We start from the raw sequence: 20,240 nt of genomic DNA, 5'->3' as shown, positions 1-20,240 counted from the left end.
CCAGCGCGGTGCGCCGAAACCTCGGCGACCATTTGCGCAGGCGCTGACCAGCGATGTCAGCGCCGGCCCACGGGGTTTGACCGCCACCGCCGCCTACCGGCCGTGGGCCGGGTCACCTACCCAGTGGAACGCGCCAGCAAATGACGACGTTCCGTGCGGCCGAAGACACGTCCGAGGCCGACTACACCGGCCAGGTCAACGCACTCACCGAGGCGATGTCCCGCCTGGCATTCGATCCCTACGTCGACATCGATTGGGACGCACCCGAGAACGCCGTGGACGAGGACGATCCGCGCTGGCAACTGGATCCGAACGCCGCTCCACTGGCGGCGACGCAGTGGTACTCCGACCAGTCATTGCAACGGCGGATCGAGATGGGCCGCTGGATGACCGCGAACATGCTCAAGGTCACGCTGCAATTCGAGATGATGCTGGTCCGCGGTGTGGTGCACTACGCGGGCACACTGCCCAACGGTGCCCAGATCTTCCGTTACCTGCTCCACGAACTGTCCGACGAGTGCCACCACATCCAGATGTTCCAGGAATTCGTCAACCGGACGCGCGAAGACGTTCCCGGAATGCGGCGCGCCTCCCGGATCCTCGGGCCGATCGTCGCCTTCATCGGCGGCTATGCCGACATCTTTCTCTTCATCGGGGTGCTGTGTGGCGAGCAACCGCTGCACTTCCAGCAGACGTTGCAGCATCGTGGCGCCGCGCAGGTGCCCCCGCTGCTCAATCGGGTCACCTCGATCCATCTGGCCGAGGAAGCACGCCACATCTCGTTCGCCGACATCCACTTGGCGCAGCGGATCAGAACAGCCGGACGGCTTCGAAGAGCCCTGTACGCCATCACCTTTCCGATCTTTCTCCGCTGGCTGATCGGTGAGATGCTCACGCCCCCACGCGCCTTCGTTCGAGAGTTCGGAATCCCACGACGGGTCTTCAAGGCCGCGTACTGGCGCAGCGACTACTCGCGCAGCTTGATGGCGGAATCGGCGGCCGACGTTCGCCGCCTTGCCGACGACCTCGGGCTGCGGACGTGGTCGCGCTGGATCTGGCGGCTGTTGGGTATCGACGGACGCCTGCCGCGCTACCGCGGCGAACCCGACCGCAGCCGTTCCGCCGGGATCGTGGCCGAGCGCCGCGGGGTGGTCCTGGCCAGGATGGCTGCCGCGACGGCCATGGCCGGTGTCGCCCTGCTGGGCACACCGGACGGACCGCGCATCATCGCGGTCGCCGCCGCCGGAGCCGGAGTGTGGGCGGCCTACCACACACTGCGCGCGCGGTGTGGCGGCGTGGTGGGCAATCAGCCGTTCGAGTGGCCGCGCCTTCTGGTGTGGGTGACGGTCTGCATCGCCATGATTCCCGCCGGTGGACTGATCGGACTCGCTTTGGTGGTGCTGACGATCCTTTCGCTTGCCGAGTGGATCCCCACCCCATGACCCTCCAACATTCCGGAAAGGCAGCAATGAACCTCTCGACCACCACCGAACCCACGGAGGCCCGTGAAATGGAAACCCTGTCGGCGCAACGCCTTTCCAAGCTCGCCCTGCCCTACTTCGACCTCCTCATGGAGGAACGCCAGGACGGCGGCGAAACGGGCCAACTCTGGGAGAACCAGGTGCACTGGGGATACTGGGACGACCCCAAGACCGCCCAGGGCACCAGGGCCGACTACACCGCCGCGATGGAAGCGATGAACGGCGTGCTGTTCGATGCCGGACGTCTCGCCGACGGGCAGAAGCTGCTCGACGTCGGCTGCGGTTTCGGCGGGACGATCCAGCAGATCAACCGCACCTACTCGGGCATGGACCTCACCGGTCTCAACATCGACCCGCGCCAACTCGCCGCCGCCGACTCGCAGATAACGCCCGCCCATGGCAACACGCTGCGCTGGGTCGAAGCCGACGCCTGCGAACTGCCGTTCGACGACAACTCCTTCGACCGGATCTTGGCGGTCGAATGCATCTTCCATTTCCCGTCCCGGCAGAAGTTCCTCGCCGAAGCAGCCCGGGTCCTCAAGCCGGGTGGGTACCTCGCGGTGTCGGACTTCGTCCCGACCCTGATGTTCTTCGGCAAGACGCCGATCTGGATGGCCATCCGCCCCCGGGTCGCAAAGTCCTACGGCACGCTCGGCGATATTCCGCTGCGGGGTTACCGGTCCATGGGCAGACAAGCCGGGCTGGCACTCGAAACGCACCGCAACATCCGGAAGAACACCATGCCGACCTACCCGTTCCTGTTGCGGTTCTTCCGCGAGCAGGCTTCGGCGGACGCCCAGGACACCATGATCGTCGGTACCCGATGGATGAAATGGCTGTCCAAGCTCAGCCTGCTGCAGTACCAGGTCTACACATTCGTCAAACCGGTGAGCCAGAGCTAGAAGAGCGCGTACTGGTCGCCGTCGCCGGTGCTGTCGATGAACTCCTCGACGTCCCGGCCGCCCACGACCTGAGCGATCAGCGCCATGAACTGGGCATCGCTGCACAGCGGGACGCCCAGCTCGGCGGCCTGATAGCCCTTGCCCTGCTCGGGGGTCGCCTCGTTGCAGACCACCACGGAGGTGTGCTGGTCGACGGCCTCGGTGTAGGCCAGCCCGGCATCGAGGATCCGCTCGATCACCTCTTCGTGGGTGCGCACCATCTCGGCCGCCAGCGCCACCCGCATGCCCTGCACCAGTGGGCGACCGGCCACGAACGGGCCGGGATTCTGGTACGGGCACGGCAGCCTGGCCGCCAGCGTTTTCAGCGGCCGCAGCTCGTCATGGGTGACCTGCCCGTTGGGCCAGGTCCGGCGCGTCACCGACCTGATGGGCAGCCACGACTTCTTCTCCCGGGCCTGCACCAGGGCCGGCTTGAGGATCTGGGCCAGCACCAGGGCGTCGTCGAGCGCGTCGTGTGGGCGCATCTGGGTGACACCCCAGTGCGCGGCCAGCGTCTCCAGCCGCAGGTTCTCGGTGCCCAGCGTCAGCCGGCGGGCCAGTTCCACCGTGCACATCACCGACTCGACCGGCAGCTCGGCACCGACCAATTCGGCCTCGGCAGCCAGGAACGCGTAGTCGAATGCCACGTTGTGGGCGACCAGCGTGCGCCCGCGCAGCACCTCCATCAACCGGGGTGCGACATCGGCGAACGTGGGTTGCCCGTCCAGCATCTCCGTGGTCAGTCCGTGCACATGCGTGGGGCCGGGGTCCACGCCCGGGTTCAGCAGGCTGGAGACGCTGTGTTCGACATTGCCGTCGTCACCGACTGCGAGCGCGGCCACACTCACCACCCGGGCCTGGCCGGGACGGAAACCCGTGGTCTCGACGTCGACGACCGCCCAGCCGGCACCCGGCTCGACCGCCGGTCGTCCCCAGGTCTGGCTCATGGTTCGAGGATGACACGGTGGTCTGACAACACACCGATCGCAGCCAGGCGTGTCGGGCCCCTAAAATTGCGCTGATGGCTGTTTCAACGCGCGGGAAGCTGGCGCTCGGCGCCGGTGCGACGGCGCGCTGGGCGTCGCGGGTCACCGGCCGCGGCGCAGGCGCGATGATCGGCGGTCTGGTCGCGATGACGCTGGACCGCTCGATCCTCGGACAACTCGGTGCGGGCCGGCGGTCGGTGGTGGTGACCGGCACGAACGGCAAATCCACCACCACCAGGATGACGGCGGCCGCGCTGGCCACGCTGGGTCCGGTGGCCAGCAATTCCGAGGGCGCCAACATGGACGCCGGGCTGGTGGCCGCGCTGGCCGGGGCCCGGGATGCCGAACTGGCCGCGCTGGAAGTCGACGAGATGCACGTGCCGCACGTCATGGATGCCGTACCAGCCGCGGTCGTCGTGTTGTTGAACCTGTCCCGGGATCAGCTGGACCGGGTCGGCGAGATCAACCACATCGAGCGCACCCTGCGCGCGGGCCTGGCCCGGCACCCCGCCGCCGTAGTCGTCGCCAACTGCGACGACGTGCTGATGGCGTCGGCGGCCTACGACAGCCCCGATGTGGTGTGGGTGGCGGCCGGGGGCGGCTGGGCCGGCGACTCGGTGAGCTGCCCGCGCTCCGGGGAGATCATCGTCCGCAACGGTGCCGACTGGTATTCCACCGGCGCCGATTTCAAACGCCCCAGTCCGCAGTGGTGGTTCGACGAAGCGAACATCTATGGGCCGCACGGTTTCTCACAGCCCATGCAGCTGGCCCTGCCCGGCACGGTGAACCGGGGCAACGCCACCCAGGCGGTGGCCGCGGCGGTGGCACTCGGCGCCGACCCCGCCCGGGCAGTGGCCGCGGTCTCGACCGTCGACGAGGTCGCCGGCCGGTACCGGACGGTGCGGGTGGGCAATCACACCGCCCGTCTGCTGCTGGCCAAGAATCCCGCCGGCTGGCAGGAGGCCTTGTCGATGGTGGACAAGCACGCTGCCGGCGTGGTGATCTCGGTCAATGGTCAGGTGCCCGACGGCGAAGACCTGTCCTGGCTGTGGGATGTGCAGTTCGAACACTTCGAGGACACCCAGGTGGTCGCGGCCGGCGAGCGTGGCACCGATCTCGCCGTGCGTCTGGGCTATGCCGGGGTGGAACATTCGCTGGTGCACGACACCGTCGCCGCCATCGCCTCGTGCCCGCCGGGTCATGTCGAGGTCATCGCCAACTACACCGCGTTCCTGCAGCTGAACCGGCGGATCGGATGACGGTGCAGATCGGGCTGGTGCTGCCCGACGTGATGGGTACCTACGGTGACGGCGGCAACGCACTTGTGCTGCGGCAGCGGCTGCGGCTGCGCGGGATCGACGCCGAGATCGTGCCCATCACGCTGGACGACCCGGTGCCGGACTCACTGGATCTCTACACCCTCGGGGGTGCAGAGGATTACGCGCAGCGGCTGGCCACCAGGCACCTCATCCGCTATCCCGGTCTGCAGCGTGCGGCCGCCAAGGGTGCGCCGATACTGGCGATCTGTGCTGCCATTCAGGTGCTCGGGCACTGGTATGAGACCTCGGCCGGCGAGCGGGTCGACGGCGTCGGCATGCTGGATGTGACCACCTCCCCGCAGCAGGCCCGCACCATCGGCGAGGTGACGTCGGATCCCCTGGTCGACGGGCTGACCGAACCGCTCACCGGCTTCGAGAACCACCGCGGCGGAACGGTTCTCGGCTCTTCGGCGCGGCCCCTGGCCCGGGTCACCAAGGGTGCGGGCAACCGCATGGGCGACGGGTTCGACGGCGCGGTCCAGGGCAGCGTCGTCGCCACCTATCTGCACGGGCCGTGCCTGGCCCGCAACCCACAGCTGGCCGACCACCTGCTCAGCCGCGTCGTCGGCGATCTGGCGCCGCTGGCGCTGGACGAGGTGGCGCAGCTGCGCACCGAGCGGCTGGCCGCTCCGCGCCGGGCCTAGGCGGCGTCTTCTCCTCGCCCAAACTCACCTTCGGGCCACTTTGTGCGAGTGCGTTTCGGCATTTCGTCGATCTCGGCGCGACCTCGGCGCAGAAACGCCTCCCTGACCCGCTGGCGGACCTGCACCGGATGGTCTTCCTTCACGACCCTGATCACTTCCCAGCCGAGTGCTTCGAGCATCGGTATCCGCCGCAGATCCCGCACATATTGCGCGCGGTCGCTGCGATGCTGATCACCGTCGTACTCCACCGCGAGTGTGCGGTCGCGCCAGCCCATATCCAGAAAAGCGATGACTTTGTCATCTGCGTCGCACACGGGTAACTGCGTTTCCGGGACGGGCAGACCCTCATCGATCAACAACAGTCGCAACCAGCTTTCCCGGGGTGACGCTGCACCCGCGTCCACCAAGGGCAGCAACGCCCTGAGTTGACGCACCCCTCGAACCGGCCCATAGCGCTGTGCCAACTCGGCTACGCGGGCGGGCTCGAATGGCGTCGCCCGCATCAACGCGTCCATTCGGGCCAGCGCCTCATTCCTGGAAAGGTGGCGGCCGAGATCGAATGCCGTGCGCGCCGGCACCGCGACCGGAACGCCCGAGATCACCGTGACCTCGCTGTCGGCCACGCGGTCCCGTCGCACGACCAGTCCGGGCTGGGACCGCCGGTCGCCGCTCAGCACTTCGATCGGCACATCGTCGTCAACCCAGCACGCACCGTGCAGCGCCGAAGCGGCAATGCCCGTGATGACGCCGGTGCGGTCCGTCGCAAGCCAGGCCGCGCTCACCCGATCCACAAGGGCCGGCTTCACCCACTTCGGCGCGTACACGCCGCGAAAGATCGGCCGGTAAAACCGGCGAAGTTCCCGTCTCCTCAGACCGTCGCCCATCGCTTCCCGGGCCAGGAAGATCTCCGTCATGCACGAATCGTCGTCTCGAGCCCCGACAACCAGGATTCACCCGCGCCGAGATCGACGAAATGCCGAATCGCACTCGCACAAAGTGGCCCAAAGGTGAGTTTGGGCGGGTCAAGCCCTAGGCCATCACCCGACGGCCGGCCAGCGCACGGCCCAGCGTCAACTCGTCGGCGAATTCCAGATCCCCGCCCATCGGCAGGCCCGAGGCGATCCGCGACACCGTCAGCCCGGGGATATCGCGCAGCATCCGCATCAGGTACGTCGCGGTGGCCTCACCCTCGGTGTTCGGGTCGGTGGCGATGATCACCTCGGCGACGTCGACACCGTCCACCCGTTCACCGATCCGGTTCAGCAATTCCCGGATTCGAAGTTGGTCCGGACCCACCCCGGACAGCGGGTCCAGCGCACCACCCAGCACGTGGTAGCGACCCCGGAACTCACGGGTGCGCTCGACGGCCTGGATGTCCTTGGGCTCCTCCACCACACACACCACCGACGCGTCCCGGCGCGAATCGTTACAGATGCGGCACCGCTGTTCGTCGGAGACGTTGCCGCACACCGAGCAGAAAGTGACACCATCGCGGATCCGGCCGAGCACCGCGGTCAGCCGGTCGATGTTCGGCGGCTCCACCGAGAGCAGGTGAAAAGCGATGCGCTGAGCGCTTTTTGGTCCGATACCGGGGAGCTTGCCGAGCTCGTCGATCAGATCCTGGACCGGGCCTTCGAACACTCTAGAGTCCCGGTAGCCCGAGGCCGCCCAGGCCACCGGCGAGCGGGCCGAGCCGCGTCTGCGCCAGGATGGTCACCTGCTTCGCGGCGTCGGCCAGCGCGCCGACGATGAGGTCCTGCAGGGTCTCCGGATCCTCCGGGTCGATGACCTTGGGATCGATGGCCACGGCAATCACCTCGCCGCTGCCCTTCATGGTGACCTGCACGAGTCCACCGCCGCCCTGGCCGTGCACCTCCGCGTTGGCCAGCGCCTCCTGGGCCTCCATCAGCTGCTGCTGCACCTGCTGCGCCTGCGCGAGCAGGGCGGACATATCTGGCGCGCCACCGGGTTGCATGACCTGTCCCCTTGCATCTTGATTGCGTACTGGTCTCGACTTGATTTCGCTCTCGAGGCCACGGCGGTTTGTCCTTCAAGACTAGTCGCCGGCCCGGCTACGGTGGCGCCGTGCACGTCCACAACAGCTTGCGTGTCGGCGCCACGGCACTGCTCATCGTCGCCGGGATGCTCTCGGTGACGTCCCCGATCGCCACCGCGCCGCCCGCTGCCGCCGCTCCGGCGAATATCGCCGGCATGATCGTCTTCCTCGACCCGGGCCACAACGGGGCCAACGACGCGTCGATCAGCAGGCAGGTACCAACCGGCCGGGGCGGCACCAAAGATTGCCAGGCCAGCGGTACCAGCACCGACTCGGGTTACCCGGAGCACACCTTCAACTGGGACACCGTGCTGCGCATCCGCGCTCAACTCACCCAGTTGGGGGTACGTACCGCGATGTCCCGGGGCAACGACGACGCACTCGGACCGTGCGTCGACGAACGCGCCGCCATGGCGAACGCCCTGCACCCGAACGCGATCGTGAGCATTCACGCCGACGGCGGGCCGGCCAACGGGCGCGGGTTCCACGTCAACTACTCGTCGCCACCGCTGAACGCCGCCCAGTCCGGACCGTCGGTACAGTTCGCCCAGGTCATGCGTGATCAGATGCAGGGTTCGGGCATCCCGGCGGCCAACTACATCGGCTCCGGCGGCCTGTATCCACGCTCCGACCTGACCGGGCTCAACCTGGCGCAGTACCCGTCGGTGCTGGTCGAGTGCGGCAACATGAAGAACCCTGCCGACTCGGCGCTGATGGAGAGCGAGTCCGGTCGCCAGAAGTACGCCGACGCCGTCGTTCGCGGCATCGTCGCCTACCTGTCGTCCCAGCCGCGTTGACCGAGGTCGCGGCCTAAGCCGCTCCGCCGCCCTCGAGTTCCCTCTTCAGGTTGGCCAGCACCGCATCCTGGATCTTGCGCAGACCCAGCGGCGCGAAGGTCTTCTCGAAGAAGCCCTTGACCCCGCCGGCACCCTGCCAGGACGTCTTGACGGTCACGGTGGATCCGGTGCCTGCCGGTGCCACCGTCCAGTTGGTGACCAACGTGGAGTTGGCGTCCTTCTCGATCACCGTCTTACCCGCCACATCGACAGACGCCTTGACATCGCGCACCCGTGACTCGGTGGCCTGAAGTTTCCAGGACACGACCGTGCCGGCGCCCTGACCGCCCTCGAGCACCTGGTAGTTGCTGTAGTGCGACGAGAGGATTTTCGGACGCACCGTCTGATAGTCCGACACCGCGGCGAGTACCGCTTCCGGAGCCGCTTCGATCAATACGGTGTTGGATGCGCTGACCTGTCCCATTACCGCAAAACTCCTGTCGTATCCCAGCCTGTGCGGTCGCATCGTCGGCGACCGAGGACTAGCGTATATGTGTGTCTGTTGTCGCAACCGACGCACAGGGGGCCCACGCCGCGGGGGTGCGGCGGCTGCTGGACAGTTACCGCGCCATCCCCGCGACAGCCGCTGTGCGCCTTAGTAAGCCCACGTCCAACTTGTTCCGTGCGCGCGCGAAGAGCACCGCCAAGGGCCTCGACACCTCCGGGCTGACCGGGGTGATCGGAGTCGATCCCGAGGCCCGCACCGCCGACGTGGCCGGAATGTGCACGTACGAGGATCTGGTGGCCGCCACCCTGCCGTACGGGTTGTCGCCGCTGGTGGTGCCGCAACTCAAGACCATCACCCTGGGCGGTGCCGTCACCGGACTAGGGATCGAATCGGCCTCGTTCCGCAACGGGCTGCCGCATGAGTCCGTGCTGGAGCTCGATATTCTCACCGGGGCCGGGGATATCGTCACCGCGAGTCGAACCCGGTATCCCGACCTTTTTCACGCCTTCCCCAATTCCTATGGCACGCTGGGCTACTCGGTGCGGCTGAAGATCGAGCTGGAACCGGTCAAGCCATTCGTCAGCTTGCGCCACCTGCGATTTCACGCGATCGAGGACCTCGTCGCGGCCATGGACCGGATCATCGACACCGGCGGTTACGACGGGGTGCCCGTCGACTATCTGGATGGAGTGGTCTTCAGTGCGGACGAGAGTTATCTGTGCCTGGGGGTACAGACCGCCACACCGGGACCCGTCAGCGACTACACCGGCCGGCAGATCTATTACCGCTCCATCCAGCACCCGCACGGCGAGTTGCACGACCGGCTGACCATCCACGACTACCTGTGGCGCTGGGACACGGACTGGTTCTGGTGCTCAAGGGCTTTCGGCGCCCAGCACCCGCTGGTGCGCCGGCTGTGGCCGCGCCGGCACCGCCGCAGCAGCTTCTACTGGAAGCTGATCGGCTACGACCAGCGGTTCGGCATCGCCGACCGCATCGAGAAGCGGCACGGCCGGCCACCGCGGGAGCGGGTGGTCCAAGATGTCGAGGTGCCCATCGAGCGCTGCGCGGAGTACCTGGACTGGTTTCTGGCCAACGTACCGATCGAACCGATCTGGTTGTGCCCGCTGCGTTTACGCGACGACTCGGACTGGCCGCTGTACCCGATCCGGCCGCATCACACCTACGTCAACATCGGCTTCTGGTCCTCGGTACCGGTCGGCCCGGAACAGGGCCACACCAACAAGCTGATCGAACGCAAGGTCAGCGAGCTCGACGGGCACAAATCGCTCTATTCGGATTCCTTCTACACCGCCGAGGAATTCGATGCCCAATACGGCGGGGAGACGTACCGCAGCGTCAAGAAGAACTATGATCCCGATTCCCGGCTCCTCGATCTGTATGCGAAGGCGGTGCAAGGAAAATGACGACGTTCAAGGACCGCGCGTCAGCGCCCACCGGCCGGCTGTCGCTGGCCGAAATTCTCGAGATCGTCACCACGGGTGAGAATCCGCTCAGGTTCACCGCCTATGACGGCAGCAAGGCCGGCCCGGCGGACGCCCCCATCGGTCTCGATCTGAAGACACCACGGGGAACGACGTACCTGGCCACCGCACCCGGCGAACTCGGTCTGGTCCGGGCTTACGTCTCCGGTGATCTCGACATACTCGGCGTGCATCCGGGCGATCCGTACGAATTGCTCAGGTCGCTGGCCGACAAGACGGTCTTCAAGCGTCCGTCGGCCCGGGTGCTGGCCAACATCGTCGCCTCGATCGGTGTGGAACATCTGCTACCCATTGCGCCGCCCCCGCAGGAGGCACCGCCGCGCTGGCGCCGGGTGGTGGAAGGGCTGCGGCACAGCAAGACCCGCGATGCCGAGGCCATCCATCACCACTACGACGTGTCGAACACCTTCTACGAGTGGGTGCTGGGCCCATCGATGACCTACACCTGCGCGTGCTACCCGGACCCGGACGCGACTCTCGAGCAGGCACAGGACAACAAATACCGGCTGGTGTTCGAGAAGCTGCGCCTGCAGCCCGGCGACCGGTTACTCGACGTGGGATGCGGTTGGGGCGGAATGGTCCGCTACGCCGCCAAGCAGGGCGTGCGGGTACTGGGCGTCACGTTGTCGGCCGAGCAGGCGTCCTGGGCGCAGCGGGCGATCCAGGAACAGGGATTGTCCGACCTGGCCGAGGTTCGGCACTGCGACTACCGCGATGTCCGCGAATCGGGCTTCGACGCGGTGTCCTCCATCGGCTTGACCGAACACATCGGCGTGGCCAACTACCAGTCGTATTTCCGGTTCCTGCAGTCGAAGATGCGCACCGGGGCGCTGCTGCTCAACCATTGCATCACCCGTCCGGACAACAGGACGGGTGCCAACGCGGGCGGTTTCATCGACCGGTACGTCTTCCCCGACGGGGAGCTCACGGGTTCCGGGCGAATCATCACCGAGGTCCAGGATGTCGGCCTGGAAGTGCTCCACGAGGAGAATCTCCGTGACCACTACGCGATGACGTTGCGGGACTGGTGCCGCAACCTGGTCGAGCACTGGGACGAGGCGGTGGCCGAGGTCGGCCTGCCGACCGCGAAGGTGTGGGGCCTGTACATGGCCGGGTCACGTTGGGGTTTCGAGTCCAATGTCGTTCAGCTGCATCAGGTTCTGGCGGTCAAACTGGACCAGCGGGGCAGCAACGGCGGGTTGCCGCTGCGTCCGTGGTGGACTCCCTAGGCGACTAGGTCTTGTCGATCCGGCGCGCGCCGAGCTCGGTCTTCAGCAGCTCGATCGCCACTTCCTCGGGGTCCCGGCGGACCACCTCGGAGGTGTCACTGCTCGCCTCGGCGAGCATGCGCTCCTCTTCGACCGCAGGGTCGGGCTGCGCGAGCGCGGGGCCGGCGCCCACCGCCACCGCCACCTCGCCGGTGTCCGGTACGCACTGAATCTGCCAGTCCACACCGAGCGCGTCCTTGATCGACTCCCGGATGATCTCGGCGTTCTTGGACTCCGCGAGACGCTTCACCAATGACGGCGCCGGGTGGCTGAGCACCAGGGTGCCGCCCTCGACCTTGCGGACGATGGCGTCGGCCAGCATGGCGTTGAGCGCTTTGCTGCGGCCGTTGACCTTCTCCCGCACCGTATTCCACCTGCTCCGCACCGCGGCCGCGTCAGGTTCACCGACCAGGGCTGCGACCGGCGTGGCGACGGGGGCCGGCTCGGGTTCGGGCGCCCGGGCAGGCTCGGGTTCTGCCGTCGCGACGGGCTCGGGCGTGGGAGCCGGAGCGGGTTCCGGCGTGGGAGCCGCGACGGGTTCCGGCGTGCGGGCCGGGGCGGGTTCCGGCGTGGGAGCGGGCACGGGTTCGGGCTTGGCCGCCGGAGCCGGCGACGGTTCGGGCTTGGCCACCGGAGCCTGGGACGCCGGTTCGGCGCGACTGGCGCGGACGAACTGTTTGGTCACCGGTTCGGCCGGTGCCGAGCCCAACTCGTTGCTGGGTACCGAGACCTCCAGCCGGGTCTCGATGCGCTCGATGCGTTGCAGCAGAGCCGATTCGGTATCGCTGGCCGACGGTAGCAGCAGCCGGGCGCAGAGCACCTCCAGCAACAGCCGGGGTGCGGTGGCGCCGCGCATCTCGCCGAGTCCGGCGTGCACCACCTCCGCGAAGCGGGCCAGGGTCGCCGAGCCGAGCCGAGCGGCCTGTTCGCGCATCCGCTCCAGCACATCGGCGGGCGCATCGACGACACCACGGTCGGCGGCGTCGGGTACGGCCTGCAGCACGATCAGATCGCGGAACCGCTCGAGTAGATCGGTGGCGAACCGGCGCGGATCGTGGCCCGCGTCGATCAGCGACTCCACCGCGCCGAACAGGGCGGCGGCGTCCCCGGCCGTCAACGCGTCCACGGCATCGTCGATCAGCGCCACGTCGGTGGCGCCCAGCAGGGCCAGCGCTCGCTGGTACACCACCCGGTTACCGTCGGCGCCGGCCACCAGCTGGTCGAGCACCGACAGGCTGTCCCGTGGCGAGCCGCCGCCGGCACGGATGACCAGCGGGTACACCGCGTCGTCGACCGTCACGCCCTCGTCGCGGCAGATCCGTTCCAGCAGGCCCCGCATGGTCTTGGGGGCCAGCAGCCGGAATGGGTAGTGGTGGGTGCGGGACCGGATGGTCGGCAGCACCTTCTCCGGTTCCGTGGTGGCGAAGACGAAGATCAGGTGGTCCGGCGGCTCCTCGACGATCTTGAGCAGCGCGTTGAAGCCGGCGGTGGTGACCATGTGGGCTTCGTCGACGATGAAGATGCGGTAGCGCGACTGCGCCGGCGCGTAGAACGCCCGGTCCCTCAGTTCGCGGGTGTCGTCGACACCGCCGTGACTGGCCGCGTCCAGCTCGACGACGTCGACATTGCCTGGGCCGTTGGGGGCCAGCGCCACGCACGAGTCGCATGTTCCGCATGGCGTCGGTGTGGGGCCCTGCTCGCAGTTGAGCGAGCGGGCCAGGATGCGCGCCGATGAAGTCTTCCCGCAGCCGCGCGGCCCGGAGAACAGATACGCATGGTTGATCCGCCCGGCCGACAGCGCCGTCGACAGTGGTTCGGTGACATGCTCCTGGCCGACGACCTCGGCGAAGCTAGCGGGTCGGTACTTGCGGTAGAGCGCCACGTCAGCAGGCTACCGAGCGGGTGCGACTAATCACGAGCCAGCAGTGCCTCGGTGGCTGCGAGCAGCGCACACGTGGACAGGCCGTCGATGGCCTCATGCAGGTCGGACTCCGGCGGGAAGCTGGGGGCGATCCGAATGTTCTTGTCTTCGGGGTCTTTTCCGTACGGGAACGATGCACCTGCCGCGGTGACGGCGATACCCGCGTCTTTGGCCAGGGCCACCGTGCGCTTCGCGGTGCCCGGCCACACGTCCAAGCTGACGAAGTAGCCGCCCTTGGGGTCGGTCCAGGACGCGATCTTGGACTCACCGAGCCGGCTCTCCAGGATCTCGGCGACCAACGCGAACTTCGGGGCCAGCAGCTGGCGGTGCCGCTGCATGTGCAGCCGCACTCCGTCGGCGTCACCGAAGAACTTCAGGTGCCGCAGCTGGTTGACCTTGTCCGGGCCGATCGACTTCTTCCCCGCGTGCTGCAGATACCAGGCGATGTTGCCGAGCGAGCCGCCGAAGAAACTCACCCCGGCACCGGCGAAGGTGATCTTGGAGGTCGAGGCAAACACCAACGGGCGATTGGGATTTCCGGCCGCTGCGGCCAGCCCGAGCACGTCGACCTGCCGGACGAATTCGGGGGTTATGGTGTGCACCGCGTAGGCGTTGTCCCAGAACAGCCGGAAATCCGGTGCCGCGGTCTTCATCTGCACCAGCCGCCGGACGACTTCCCAGGAATAGGTGACACCGGTCGGGTTACTGAACACCGGCACACACCACATGCCTTTGATCGCAGGATCGGCGGCGACCAGTTCCTCGATGAGGTCGACGTCCGGGCCGTCGTCGCGCATCGGCACGCTGACCATCTCGATGCCGAAGCTCTCGGTGATCGCGAAATGCCGGTCATAGCCGGGTGCCGGGCACAGAAACTTGATGACCGACCCAGCGGCATCGGCGATCCAGGGCCGCAGGGAGTCGACGGTGCCGTGCAGCAGGGCGAACACCACCGCGTCGTGCATGAACTCCAGGCTGGCGTTGTTGCCCGCGATCAGATTGGGCACCGCGATCCCGAGCAGTTCACCGAAGATGGCCCGCAGTTCCGGCAGGCCGTGCAGGCCGCCGTAATTGCGGGTGTCCGTCCCGTCGGCATCCCGGTAGGAGTCGGCTCCGGGCAACGTGAGCAGACCGTTGGACAGGTCCAGCTGCGCCTGCGAGGGCTTACCGCGGGTGAGGTCGAGGGCCAGACCTTTGGCCTGCAGCGCGGCGTAATTCTGCTGCTGCAGGTCATGCTGGGCGACCAGTTCGTCACGGCCGAGGAACTCAAACGACACGGCGCGCCTTTCAAGAGAAGCCGTGAACACATAAAGGGGACCCCGCGCACCCGCCAGAGCCCATTGACCCTTGCTGCCTTCCGGCCCTGGGGGAGTTCACAGGATGGACGCCGCGCGGGGTCCGGAAAGTGAGTGTAGTCCTTCGTCGGGGGGCGCAGCGGAGCGACCGGGAGTCAGCCGAGACCGACGGCTGGTCGGCCGTCCCCTGATGGTCGGCTACGATTGCCGACGGAGGATTCGCCTAGTGGCCTATGGCGCTCGCCTGGAACGCGGGTTGGGTTAATAGCCCTCAGGGGTTCAAATCCCCTATCCTCCGCGCTCGGGTTCGGGGCGCGACCGGCGATTGTCGCCAGCCGACACGGTCGCGCTCCGGCCCCAACAACCAAGGAGGACCATGCGTCGCGGGTTCGCGGTGCTGTGGCACGCAGCGTTTCTCGTGCTGGCAGCGGCCTTGTATTTCTTCTTCGTCTTGCCGCGCTGGTTCGAGTTGACCGGTCAGTGGCCGCACACGCTCGGGACCGCGATGCGCATCGCGTGCGGCGTCGTGGTGGCGCTCACCGCGCTTCCCGTCGTCTCCACCTGGGCGCGCACCCGCAAGCCGGAACTGGGCACTCCGACGTTGGCTCTCTCGCTTCGGGTGTGGTCGATCGTGGCGCAGGTGCTGGCCGGTGTGCTCATCGCAGGCGCCGGAATCAGCGAGATCTGGATCAGCCTGGACACCGCGGGCCAGTGGTTGTTCGGCATTTACGGTGCCGCGGCCGCGATCGCGCTGCTGGGCGCGTTCTGCTTCTACCTCGCCTTCGTGGCCGAGCTCCCCCCGCCGCCACCCAAACCGCTCAAGACCAAAGCGGAGAAGCAGAGCCGCCGCGGCCGGGGTAGAAACACTGAAACCGTCGCCGAGGACGAGACTTCGGACACATCAGAGGCCGACCAAGCGCCGGAGGCAGGCGAATCCGCAGAGGAAACGGTCGCCGAGCAGACGACCGATTCGGATGCCGATTCCGTCGCCGGTAACGCCCAAGACGACGAGATCGATACCGAAACCGAGGCCGGTGGCAGCAAGCTGCGCAATCGCCGGCCTGCCGGTAAAGCACGGCGTGGCCGGACCCGCGGCGGGATAACCGTCGAGGACTGAGCGCCTGCGTGTCGCTGCGTCGACAGTAACCGGTCGCACCGTCAATATTGAGGGAACACCTCTGGCGCTCCGGAAGGCGGCGAATGGGCAGGTTCGGTTCCCGACGGTGGCTCGCGGCCCTGCTCGCAGCTGTCCTCGCAGTCCTGGTGGCCGCTCCCGCAGCGGCCGCCCCCGAGGATCTGTCCGGCGCGATCGCGGCGGTCGAGCCATCGGTGGTCCGCATCGACACCACCGTCGACTACCAGCATGTGATGGGCACCGGCACCGGCATCGTGCTGGATCCGAACGGGCAGGTGCTGACCAACTATCACGTGATCCAAGGTGCCGACACCATCAATGCGATGGTGGCCGGCCGGTCGTTCGCCGCCGATATCGTCGGTTTCGACCGCCGCCGGGATATTGCGGTGATCCAGCTGCGCGGTGCCGGCGGCCTGCCCGTCACACCGTTGGGGGATTCGGCCCAACTGGCCGTCGGCGATCCGATCGTGGCGCTGGGCAATGCCCGCGGCACCGGGGCACCGCTGACTCAGGAAACCGGCACCATCAGTGCGTTCGGGCGCACCATCAGCGCCGAGGATGAGCTGACGGGATCGGCGAATCAGATGACCGGACTGTTCGAGATCGCCGCACCGGTGCGCGCCGGGGACTCCGGTGGTCCGGTGGTCAACGGCGCCGGGCAGGTGGTCGGTGTCACCACTGCGGCCTCGGTGAACTTCCGGATGGGACCGGGCGGCGAGGGATTCGCCATCCCCATCAACGACGCGCTGGCGATCGCCAACCAGATCCGCACCGCCGCGCCGTCCGACACCGTGCATATCGGGCCGCCGACGCTGCTCGGTGTCGGCGTGAGCACCGCCGAGCAGCATGAGGCGTTTCCGGGCGTCATCGTGCACGAGGTGCTGCGCGGCGGCCCCGCCGAGCAGGCCGGACTGGCCAACGGCGATGTCATCCTGACGCTGGACAACACCCCGCTCAATTCGGCGACCGCGTTGACCGCGGTGCTGGACCGGCACTATCCGGGCGATGTCATCGCACTGACTTGGATCGATCGGGCGGGTCAGCACCGGACCGGGAAGGCCACACTCACCGCTGGCGACTGACCGGACGCGACGACACGCCCGGAACGGGACGTAGCCACGCCGGTTCGGAAAAAAAATTTCATGCAAATTACGTCCGCGTCAGTTGAGTGCGGTCGTCGTTGCTCCCGCAAGCGTCGGCGACAAAATGTGACGTATTCGTCAAAATTGCCATTGGACAAGTCGATCGCCGGGTTTCTGTGGCACTCTGAGTCCGTCCGCGCCCACGGCGCCGTCGACGCCGTACCCACCTCCCCTCCGGATCGGCGTGCGCACGCAGCGCTCACACGGCGCGCTGCGCACATCGCCGCCGCACGATGTATGCGCAACGCGCGCTCGACGGAGCCGACGTGGACAGCGACGCCGCGGCAGCCGGATTGCGATGACATCCGCGGCGGCTTTGGGCCGTATTCCGCTTTGATCTTGAAACCGGCTCTGCAATAGGGGTTTTCGGCGTCTCGGAAGCACGGGCTTCGCGCCCTCGGGCATGACGACGCCGAGGGCGGTGCCACCCCAAGCCGGTCCTCCCGCACCGGACCGACGAGACGGCCGTGCGTCGGCGTCGTGCGCATCCGGGACGGTGCCGCGCCGGCACCGGAGACGTCCCGCGGCCGGCCGGACCGGCTGCCCGCCGTTTCACCGAGCGCACGCACCTCCCCCTGCACCGCCCGCGCCGCCGCACCGGTGCCGTCCTGACATCGCCGCGGCCGGTCGGGCACATCGCCGCGGCCCTCGGCCACACCTTCCAGGCAACCGGCGAGCACGTTGCTGGATGTTCACTGATAGCCGCTGACCTGCTGATTTTCGCGTGTCGCGGCGTCGCATCGGACTTTCCCGTGTCGCGTGTCGGCGTTACATTTGGCTTAACTACCTGCGGCCCGCAGCTGTGCATGAAGCAACAGCCAGCCCCGCTGGCGAGGGGATGACAACGTGGTCCAAACCGTAGTAGTCGCCTATCTCATCGGATGGGCGCTCAGTGCAGTCGTGATTTACGTGGCCAGCCGGCGCATGGGCGCCACCCACGAGCCGGTGCCCTACCAGGCGGTCCTCAGCGCCGCCGCGGGGGCACTGTGGCCCCTCCTCCTGCTGGGCGCCGTCGAGTTCAGCTCGGTGGCGGCGGCGTCGAGTGCCGCCTCACACCTGGAGTCCCTGGAGAACAACCCGCCGATTTTCGCCGGTGCCGGCGCCGGAGTCGTTCCGCTGCGCTGACGGGCTCAGTCGACCGGATTACCTTCCGCGTCCCAATGGGCCGCGACCTTCTTACTCGGCTGCACCCGGGGTGGTTCACCCGGCATCTTCGGATAGCTCGGCGGATAGGGCAGATCGCCCAGCCCACGTTCCTCGTCGGCACGCACCATTTCCAGCAGCGGCTCCAATGAGTGTGGTGTCTCGTCGATGCCTTCCCACGGGTCCGCCCGCTTGGCCACCAGAGCCGGCGCCGTCGCGATCGTGTAGTCGTCGGGGTCGGCGTCGGCCAATTCGTCCCAGGTGAGCGGCATCGACACCGTCGCGATCGGCGTCTTGCGCACCGAATAGGCCGACGCGAAGGTCCGATCCCTGGCGTTCTGGTTGTAGTCGACGAACAGGCGTTTCCCGCGCTCTTCCTTCCACCAGGACGTGGTGACGGCGTCCGGCGCGCGGCGTTCCACCTCGCGGGCCAGGGCGATGCCGGCCCGGCGCACCGCGATGAAATCCCAGTCCGGCTTGATCCGGATGAACACGTGCACGCCCCGGCCGCCGGACGTCTTCGGATACCCGACGTAACCGAGCTCGTCGAGAACGGGCTTGAGCACCTCGACCGCAATCCGGCGGGCATCGGCGAAGTCGGTGCCCGGCTGGGGGTCCAGATCCACCCTCAGCTCGTCGGGGTGTTCGGTGTCCGGACAGCGGACCTGCCACGGATGCAACGTCACCGTGCCCATCTGGGCGGCCCAGATGATCGCCGACGGGTGGGTGACCTTCAGGGCGTCGGCGGTCCGGCCGGACGGGAACGTCACGGTGCAGGTCTGCAGGTAATCGGGATGCTTCTGCGGGACCCGCTTCTGGTAGATCTCCTCGCCGTCGATGCCGTCGGGGAAGCGCTGCAGATGCGTGGGCCGGTCCTTCAACAGGGTCACCATCCGGTCCGCGACGGCCAGGTAGTAATCCACGACATTGCGCTTGGTATATCCCGGCTCGGGGAAGTACACCTTGTCCGGGCTGGTCAGCCGGACGGCGACGCCGTCGACATCGAGTTCTTCAGCGGGAGTGGCCACAGCTATTTCTCCTCCAGAACGTCATACAGGTCGTAGTGCACGGGCACGTCGAGCTGATCGAAGCTGCAACTGGCCGGATCCCGGTCGGGCCGCCAGCGCAGGAATTTCACGGCGTGCCTGAACCGCTGCCCGTGGGTGGTGCTGCCCTCCATCTGGTCATAGGCCACCTCGCACACCCGCTCCGGGCGCACCGGGATCCAGCGTTTGTCCGCCGCCGAGTTCCAGCGACTCGGGTCGCCGTCCCGGACCTCGTCGCCCTCGCGCAGCGGTTCCAGGTCGGCCAGCAGCGTGAGCCGGTCCTTGGCGGTGAAGGAGGCGGCGCCGCCCACCATCTGCAGTTCACCGTCGTCGCGGTACAGCCCCAGCAGGATGGAGCCGACGCCCTCGCCACTCTTGTGGACGCGGTAGCCGATCGCCACGCAGTCGGCGTCACGATGGTGCTTGACCTTCACCATCTCGCGTTTACCCGGCAGGTAGGGCCCGTCCAGGCGTTTGGCGATCACCCCGTCCAGTCCGGCACCCTCGAAGGTGTCCAGCCACTGGGTGCCGACGACGGAATCTTCGGTGGTCCGGGTGACATGGCACCAGTTCTTCTGGGTGACAGCCGCGATCAGCGCCTCGCGCCGGGTCCGGAACGGCTCGGCGAGCAGGGATCGGTCACCGACGGCCAGTGCATCGAAACCGATGAAATGTGCCGGCGTCTGCTCGGCCAGCATCTTGATCCGGCTGGCCGCCGGGTGGATGCGCTGGCTCAGCGATTCCCAGTCCAGCCGGATGCGGCCCTCGGTCGTTCGGGGCACCACCACTTCCCCGTCCAGCACGCAGCGGTCGGCCAATTCGTCGCGCAGCGCGTCGAGCAGTTCGGGGAAGTACCGGCCGAGTTCCTTGCCACTGCGCGATTGCAGGACCACCTCGTCCCCGTCCCGGAAGGCCAGGGCCCGAAAGCCGTCCCATTTCGGTTCGTAGGACCACACACCGGCCTCGTCGGGCACCTTCGCGGCGGCCTTGGCGAGCATCGGGTCCACCGGCGGCGAGACGGGCAGGTCCATACCTTCCATACTCACGTAGACCAGCGGCGCCGGGCAATGTCAT

General features: G+C 67.5%; 19 protein-coding genes, 1 tRNA gene and 1 other RNA gene. 11 read left to right on the top strand and 10 right to left on the bottom strand.

What is annotated here, in order from left to right:
* Positions 1-140: 140 nt before the first annotated feature.
* Both ACXPWS_RS01530 and ACXPWS_RS01525 read left to right on the top strand, forming a co-directional pair.
* On the top strand, positions 141-1,442 hold the full coding sequence (locus ACXPWS_RS01530) for an AurF N-oxygenase family protein (protein WP_458710748.1): 1,302 nt from the start codon (positions 141-143) through the stop codon (positions 1,440-1,442).
* A 26-nt stretch (positions 1,443-1,468) separates the two neighbouring features.
* The gene (locus ACXPWS_RS01525; RefSeq protein ID WP_458710747.1) at positions 1,469-2,383 is read left to right on the top strand and encodes a class I SAM-dependent methyltransferase; all 915 of its coding nucleotides are present in this window, start codon (positions 1,469-1,471) and stop codon (positions 2,381-2,383) included.
* Here the strand turns inward: ACXPWS_RS01525 and ACXPWS_RS01520 are convergent.
* Entirely contained in the window at positions 2,380-3,369 is a 990-nt protein-coding gene (locus ACXPWS_RS01520) for a DEDDh family exonuclease (RefSeq protein WP_458710746.1), read from the bottom strand. The genes ACXPWS_RS01525 and ACXPWS_RS01520 overlap by 4 nt on opposite strands.
* A gap of 74 nt (positions 3,370-3,443) precedes the next feature.
* Between ACXPWS_RS01520 and ACXPWS_RS01515 the strand changes: the two genes are divergently transcribed.
* A complete protein-coding gene (locus tag ACXPWS_RS01515) occupies positions 3,444-4,667 on the top strand; it encodes a MurT ligase domain-containing protein (protein ID WP_458710745.1) in 1,224 nt (407 codons plus the stop codon).
* Complete coding sequence (locus tag ACXPWS_RS01510; RefSeq protein WP_458710744.1) at positions 4,664-5,371, top strand: type 1 glutamine amidotransferase; 708 nt, start codon at positions 4,664-4,666, stop codon at positions 5,369-5,371. Before ACXPWS_RS01515 ends, ACXPWS_RS01510 begins: the two co-directional genes overlap by 4 nt.
* On the opposite strand, the gene ACXPWS_RS01505 is transcribed toward ACXPWS_RS01510, so the two are convergent.
* From ACXPWS_RS01505 to ACXPWS_RS01495, 3 genes are all read right to left on the bottom strand, one after another.
* On the bottom strand, positions 5,368-6,285 hold the full coding sequence (locus ACXPWS_RS01505) for a DUF559 domain-containing protein (RefSeq protein ID WP_458710743.1): 918 nt from the start codon (positions 6,283-6,285) through the stop codon (positions 5,368-5,370). The two genes, ACXPWS_RS01510 and ACXPWS_RS01505, sit on opposite strands and share 4 nt — an antisense overlap.
* Positions 6,286-6,400: 115 nt before the next feature.
* The gene (recR, locus tag ACXPWS_RS01500) at positions 6,401-7,012 is read right to left on the bottom strand and encodes a recombination mediator RecR (protein WP_458710742.1); all 612 of its coding nucleotides are present in this window, start codon (positions 7,010-7,012) and stop codon (positions 6,401-6,403) included.
* A 1-nt stretch (position 7,013) separates the two neighbouring features.
* Positions 7,014-7,346, bottom strand: coding sequence for a YbaB/EbfC family nucleoid-associated protein (locus tag ACXPWS_RS01495; RefSeq protein WP_458710741.1), 333 nt, complete (start codon positions 7,344-7,346; stop codon positions 7,014-7,016).
* Positions 7,347-7,513: 167 nt separating this feature from the next.
* Between ACXPWS_RS01495 and ACXPWS_RS01490 the strand changes: the two genes are divergently transcribed.
* The gene (locus ACXPWS_RS01490) at positions 7,514-8,224 is read left to right on the top strand and encodes an Rv3717 family N-acetylmuramoyl-L-alanine amidase (RefSeq protein WP_458713370.1); all 711 of its coding nucleotides are present in this window, start codon (positions 7,514-7,516) and stop codon (positions 8,222-8,224) included.
* 13 nt (positions 8,225-8,237) lie between these two features.
* Here ACXPWS_RS01490 and ACXPWS_RS01485 read toward each other — a convergent pair whose 3' ends face one another.
* Positions 8,238-8,687 carry an SRPBCC family protein gene (locus tag ACXPWS_RS01485; RefSeq protein ID WP_458710740.1) on the bottom strand — a complete coding sequence of 150 codons (450 nt, stop codon included), beginning with the start codon at positions 8,685-8,687 and terminating at the stop codon, positions 8,238-8,240.
* Between the two features lie 71 nt (positions 8,688-8,758).
* Here ACXPWS_RS01485 and ACXPWS_RS01480 point away from each other — a divergent pair, with 71 nt between their 5' ends.
* Together ACXPWS_RS01480 and ACXPWS_RS01475 are read left to right on the top strand one after the other, a co-directional pair.
* Positions 8,759-10,138: an FAD-binding oxidoreductase gene (locus ACXPWS_RS01480; RefSeq protein ID WP_458710739.1), complete on the top strand. Its 1,380-nt coding sequence runs from the start codon at positions 8,759-8,761 to the stop codon at positions 10,136-10,138.
* Positions 10,135-11,445 (top strand): class I SAM-dependent methyltransferase, encoded by a 1,311-nt coding sequence (locus ACXPWS_RS01475; RefSeq protein WP_458710738.1) that lies wholly within the window; start codon positions 10,135-10,137, stop codon positions 11,443-11,445. The genes ACXPWS_RS01480 and ACXPWS_RS01475 overlap by 4 nt, the downstream gene beginning before the upstream one ends.
* Positions 11,446-11,449: 4 nt before the next feature.
* On the opposite strand, the gene ACXPWS_RS01470 is transcribed toward ACXPWS_RS01475, so the two are convergent.
* The 3 genes from ACXPWS_RS01470 to ffs form a co-directional block, all read right to left on the bottom strand.
* Positions 11,450-13,366 (bottom strand): DNA polymerase III subunits gamma/tau, encoded by a 1,917-nt coding sequence (locus tag ACXPWS_RS01470; protein ID WP_458710737.1) that lies wholly within the window; start codon positions 13,364-13,366, stop codon positions 11,450-11,452.
* Between the two features lie 26 nt (positions 13,367-13,392).
* Complete coding sequence (locus ACXPWS_RS01465) at positions 13,393-14,682, bottom strand: aminotransferase class I/II-fold pyridoxal phosphate-dependent enzyme (RefSeq protein WP_458710736.1); 1,290 nt, start codon at positions 14,680-14,682, stop codon at positions 13,393-13,395.
* A 30-nt stretch (positions 14,683-14,712) separates the two neighbouring features.
* Positions 14,713-14,809: signal recognition particle sRNA small type (gene ffs / locus ACXPWS_RS01460), an RNA gene on the bottom strand.
* A 103-nt stretch (positions 14,810-14,912) separates the two neighbouring features.
* Here ffs and ACXPWS_RS01455 point away from each other — a divergent pair.
* The 4 genes from ACXPWS_RS01455 to ACXPWS_RS01440 all read left to right on the top strand — a co-directional run bounded on the left by ACXPWS_RS01455 (position 14,913) and on the right by ACXPWS_RS01440 (position 18,102).
* Positions 14,913-14,998 (top strand) — tRNA-Ser (locus tag ACXPWS_RS01455).
* 78 nt (positions 14,999-15,076) lie between these two features.
* Positions 15,077-15,817, top strand: a complete 741-nt coding sequence (locus tag ACXPWS_RS01450; RefSeq protein ID WP_458710735.1) for a hypothetical protein — start codon at positions 15,077-15,079, stop codon at positions 15,815-15,817.
* 83 nt (positions 15,818-15,900) lie between these two features.
* Entirely contained in the window at positions 15,901-16,917 is a 1,017-nt protein-coding gene (locus ACXPWS_RS01445) for a S1C family serine protease (RefSeq protein ID WP_458710734.1), read from the top strand.
* A 906-nt stretch (positions 16,918-17,823) separates the two neighbouring features.
* Positions 17,824-18,102 (top strand): hypothetical protein, encoded by a 279-nt coding sequence (locus ACXPWS_RS01440; RefSeq protein WP_458710733.1) that lies wholly within the window; start codon positions 17,824-17,826, stop codon positions 18,100-18,102.
* Positions 18,103-18,107: 5 nt separating this feature from the next.
* Here ACXPWS_RS01440 and ligD read toward each other — a convergent pair whose 3' ends face one another.
* Complete coding sequence (gene ligD / locus ACXPWS_RS01435; protein WP_458710732.1) at positions 18,108-19,148, bottom strand: non-homologous end-joining DNA ligase; 1,041 nt, start codon at positions 19,146-19,148, stop codon at positions 18,108-18,110.
* Between the two features lie 2 nt (positions 19,149-19,150).
* A complete protein-coding gene (locus ACXPWS_RS01430; protein WP_458713785.1) occupies positions 19,151-20,206 on the bottom strand; it encodes an ATP-dependent DNA ligase in 1,056 nt (351 codons plus the stop codon).
* Positions 20,207-20,240 lie beyond the last annotated feature (34 nt).

This window comes from Mycobacterium sp. BMJ-28 (assembly GCF_054404835.1).
Note: the sequence above shows the minus strand (reverse complement) of the source record. Positions and strands in the feature narration are given on the sequence as shown.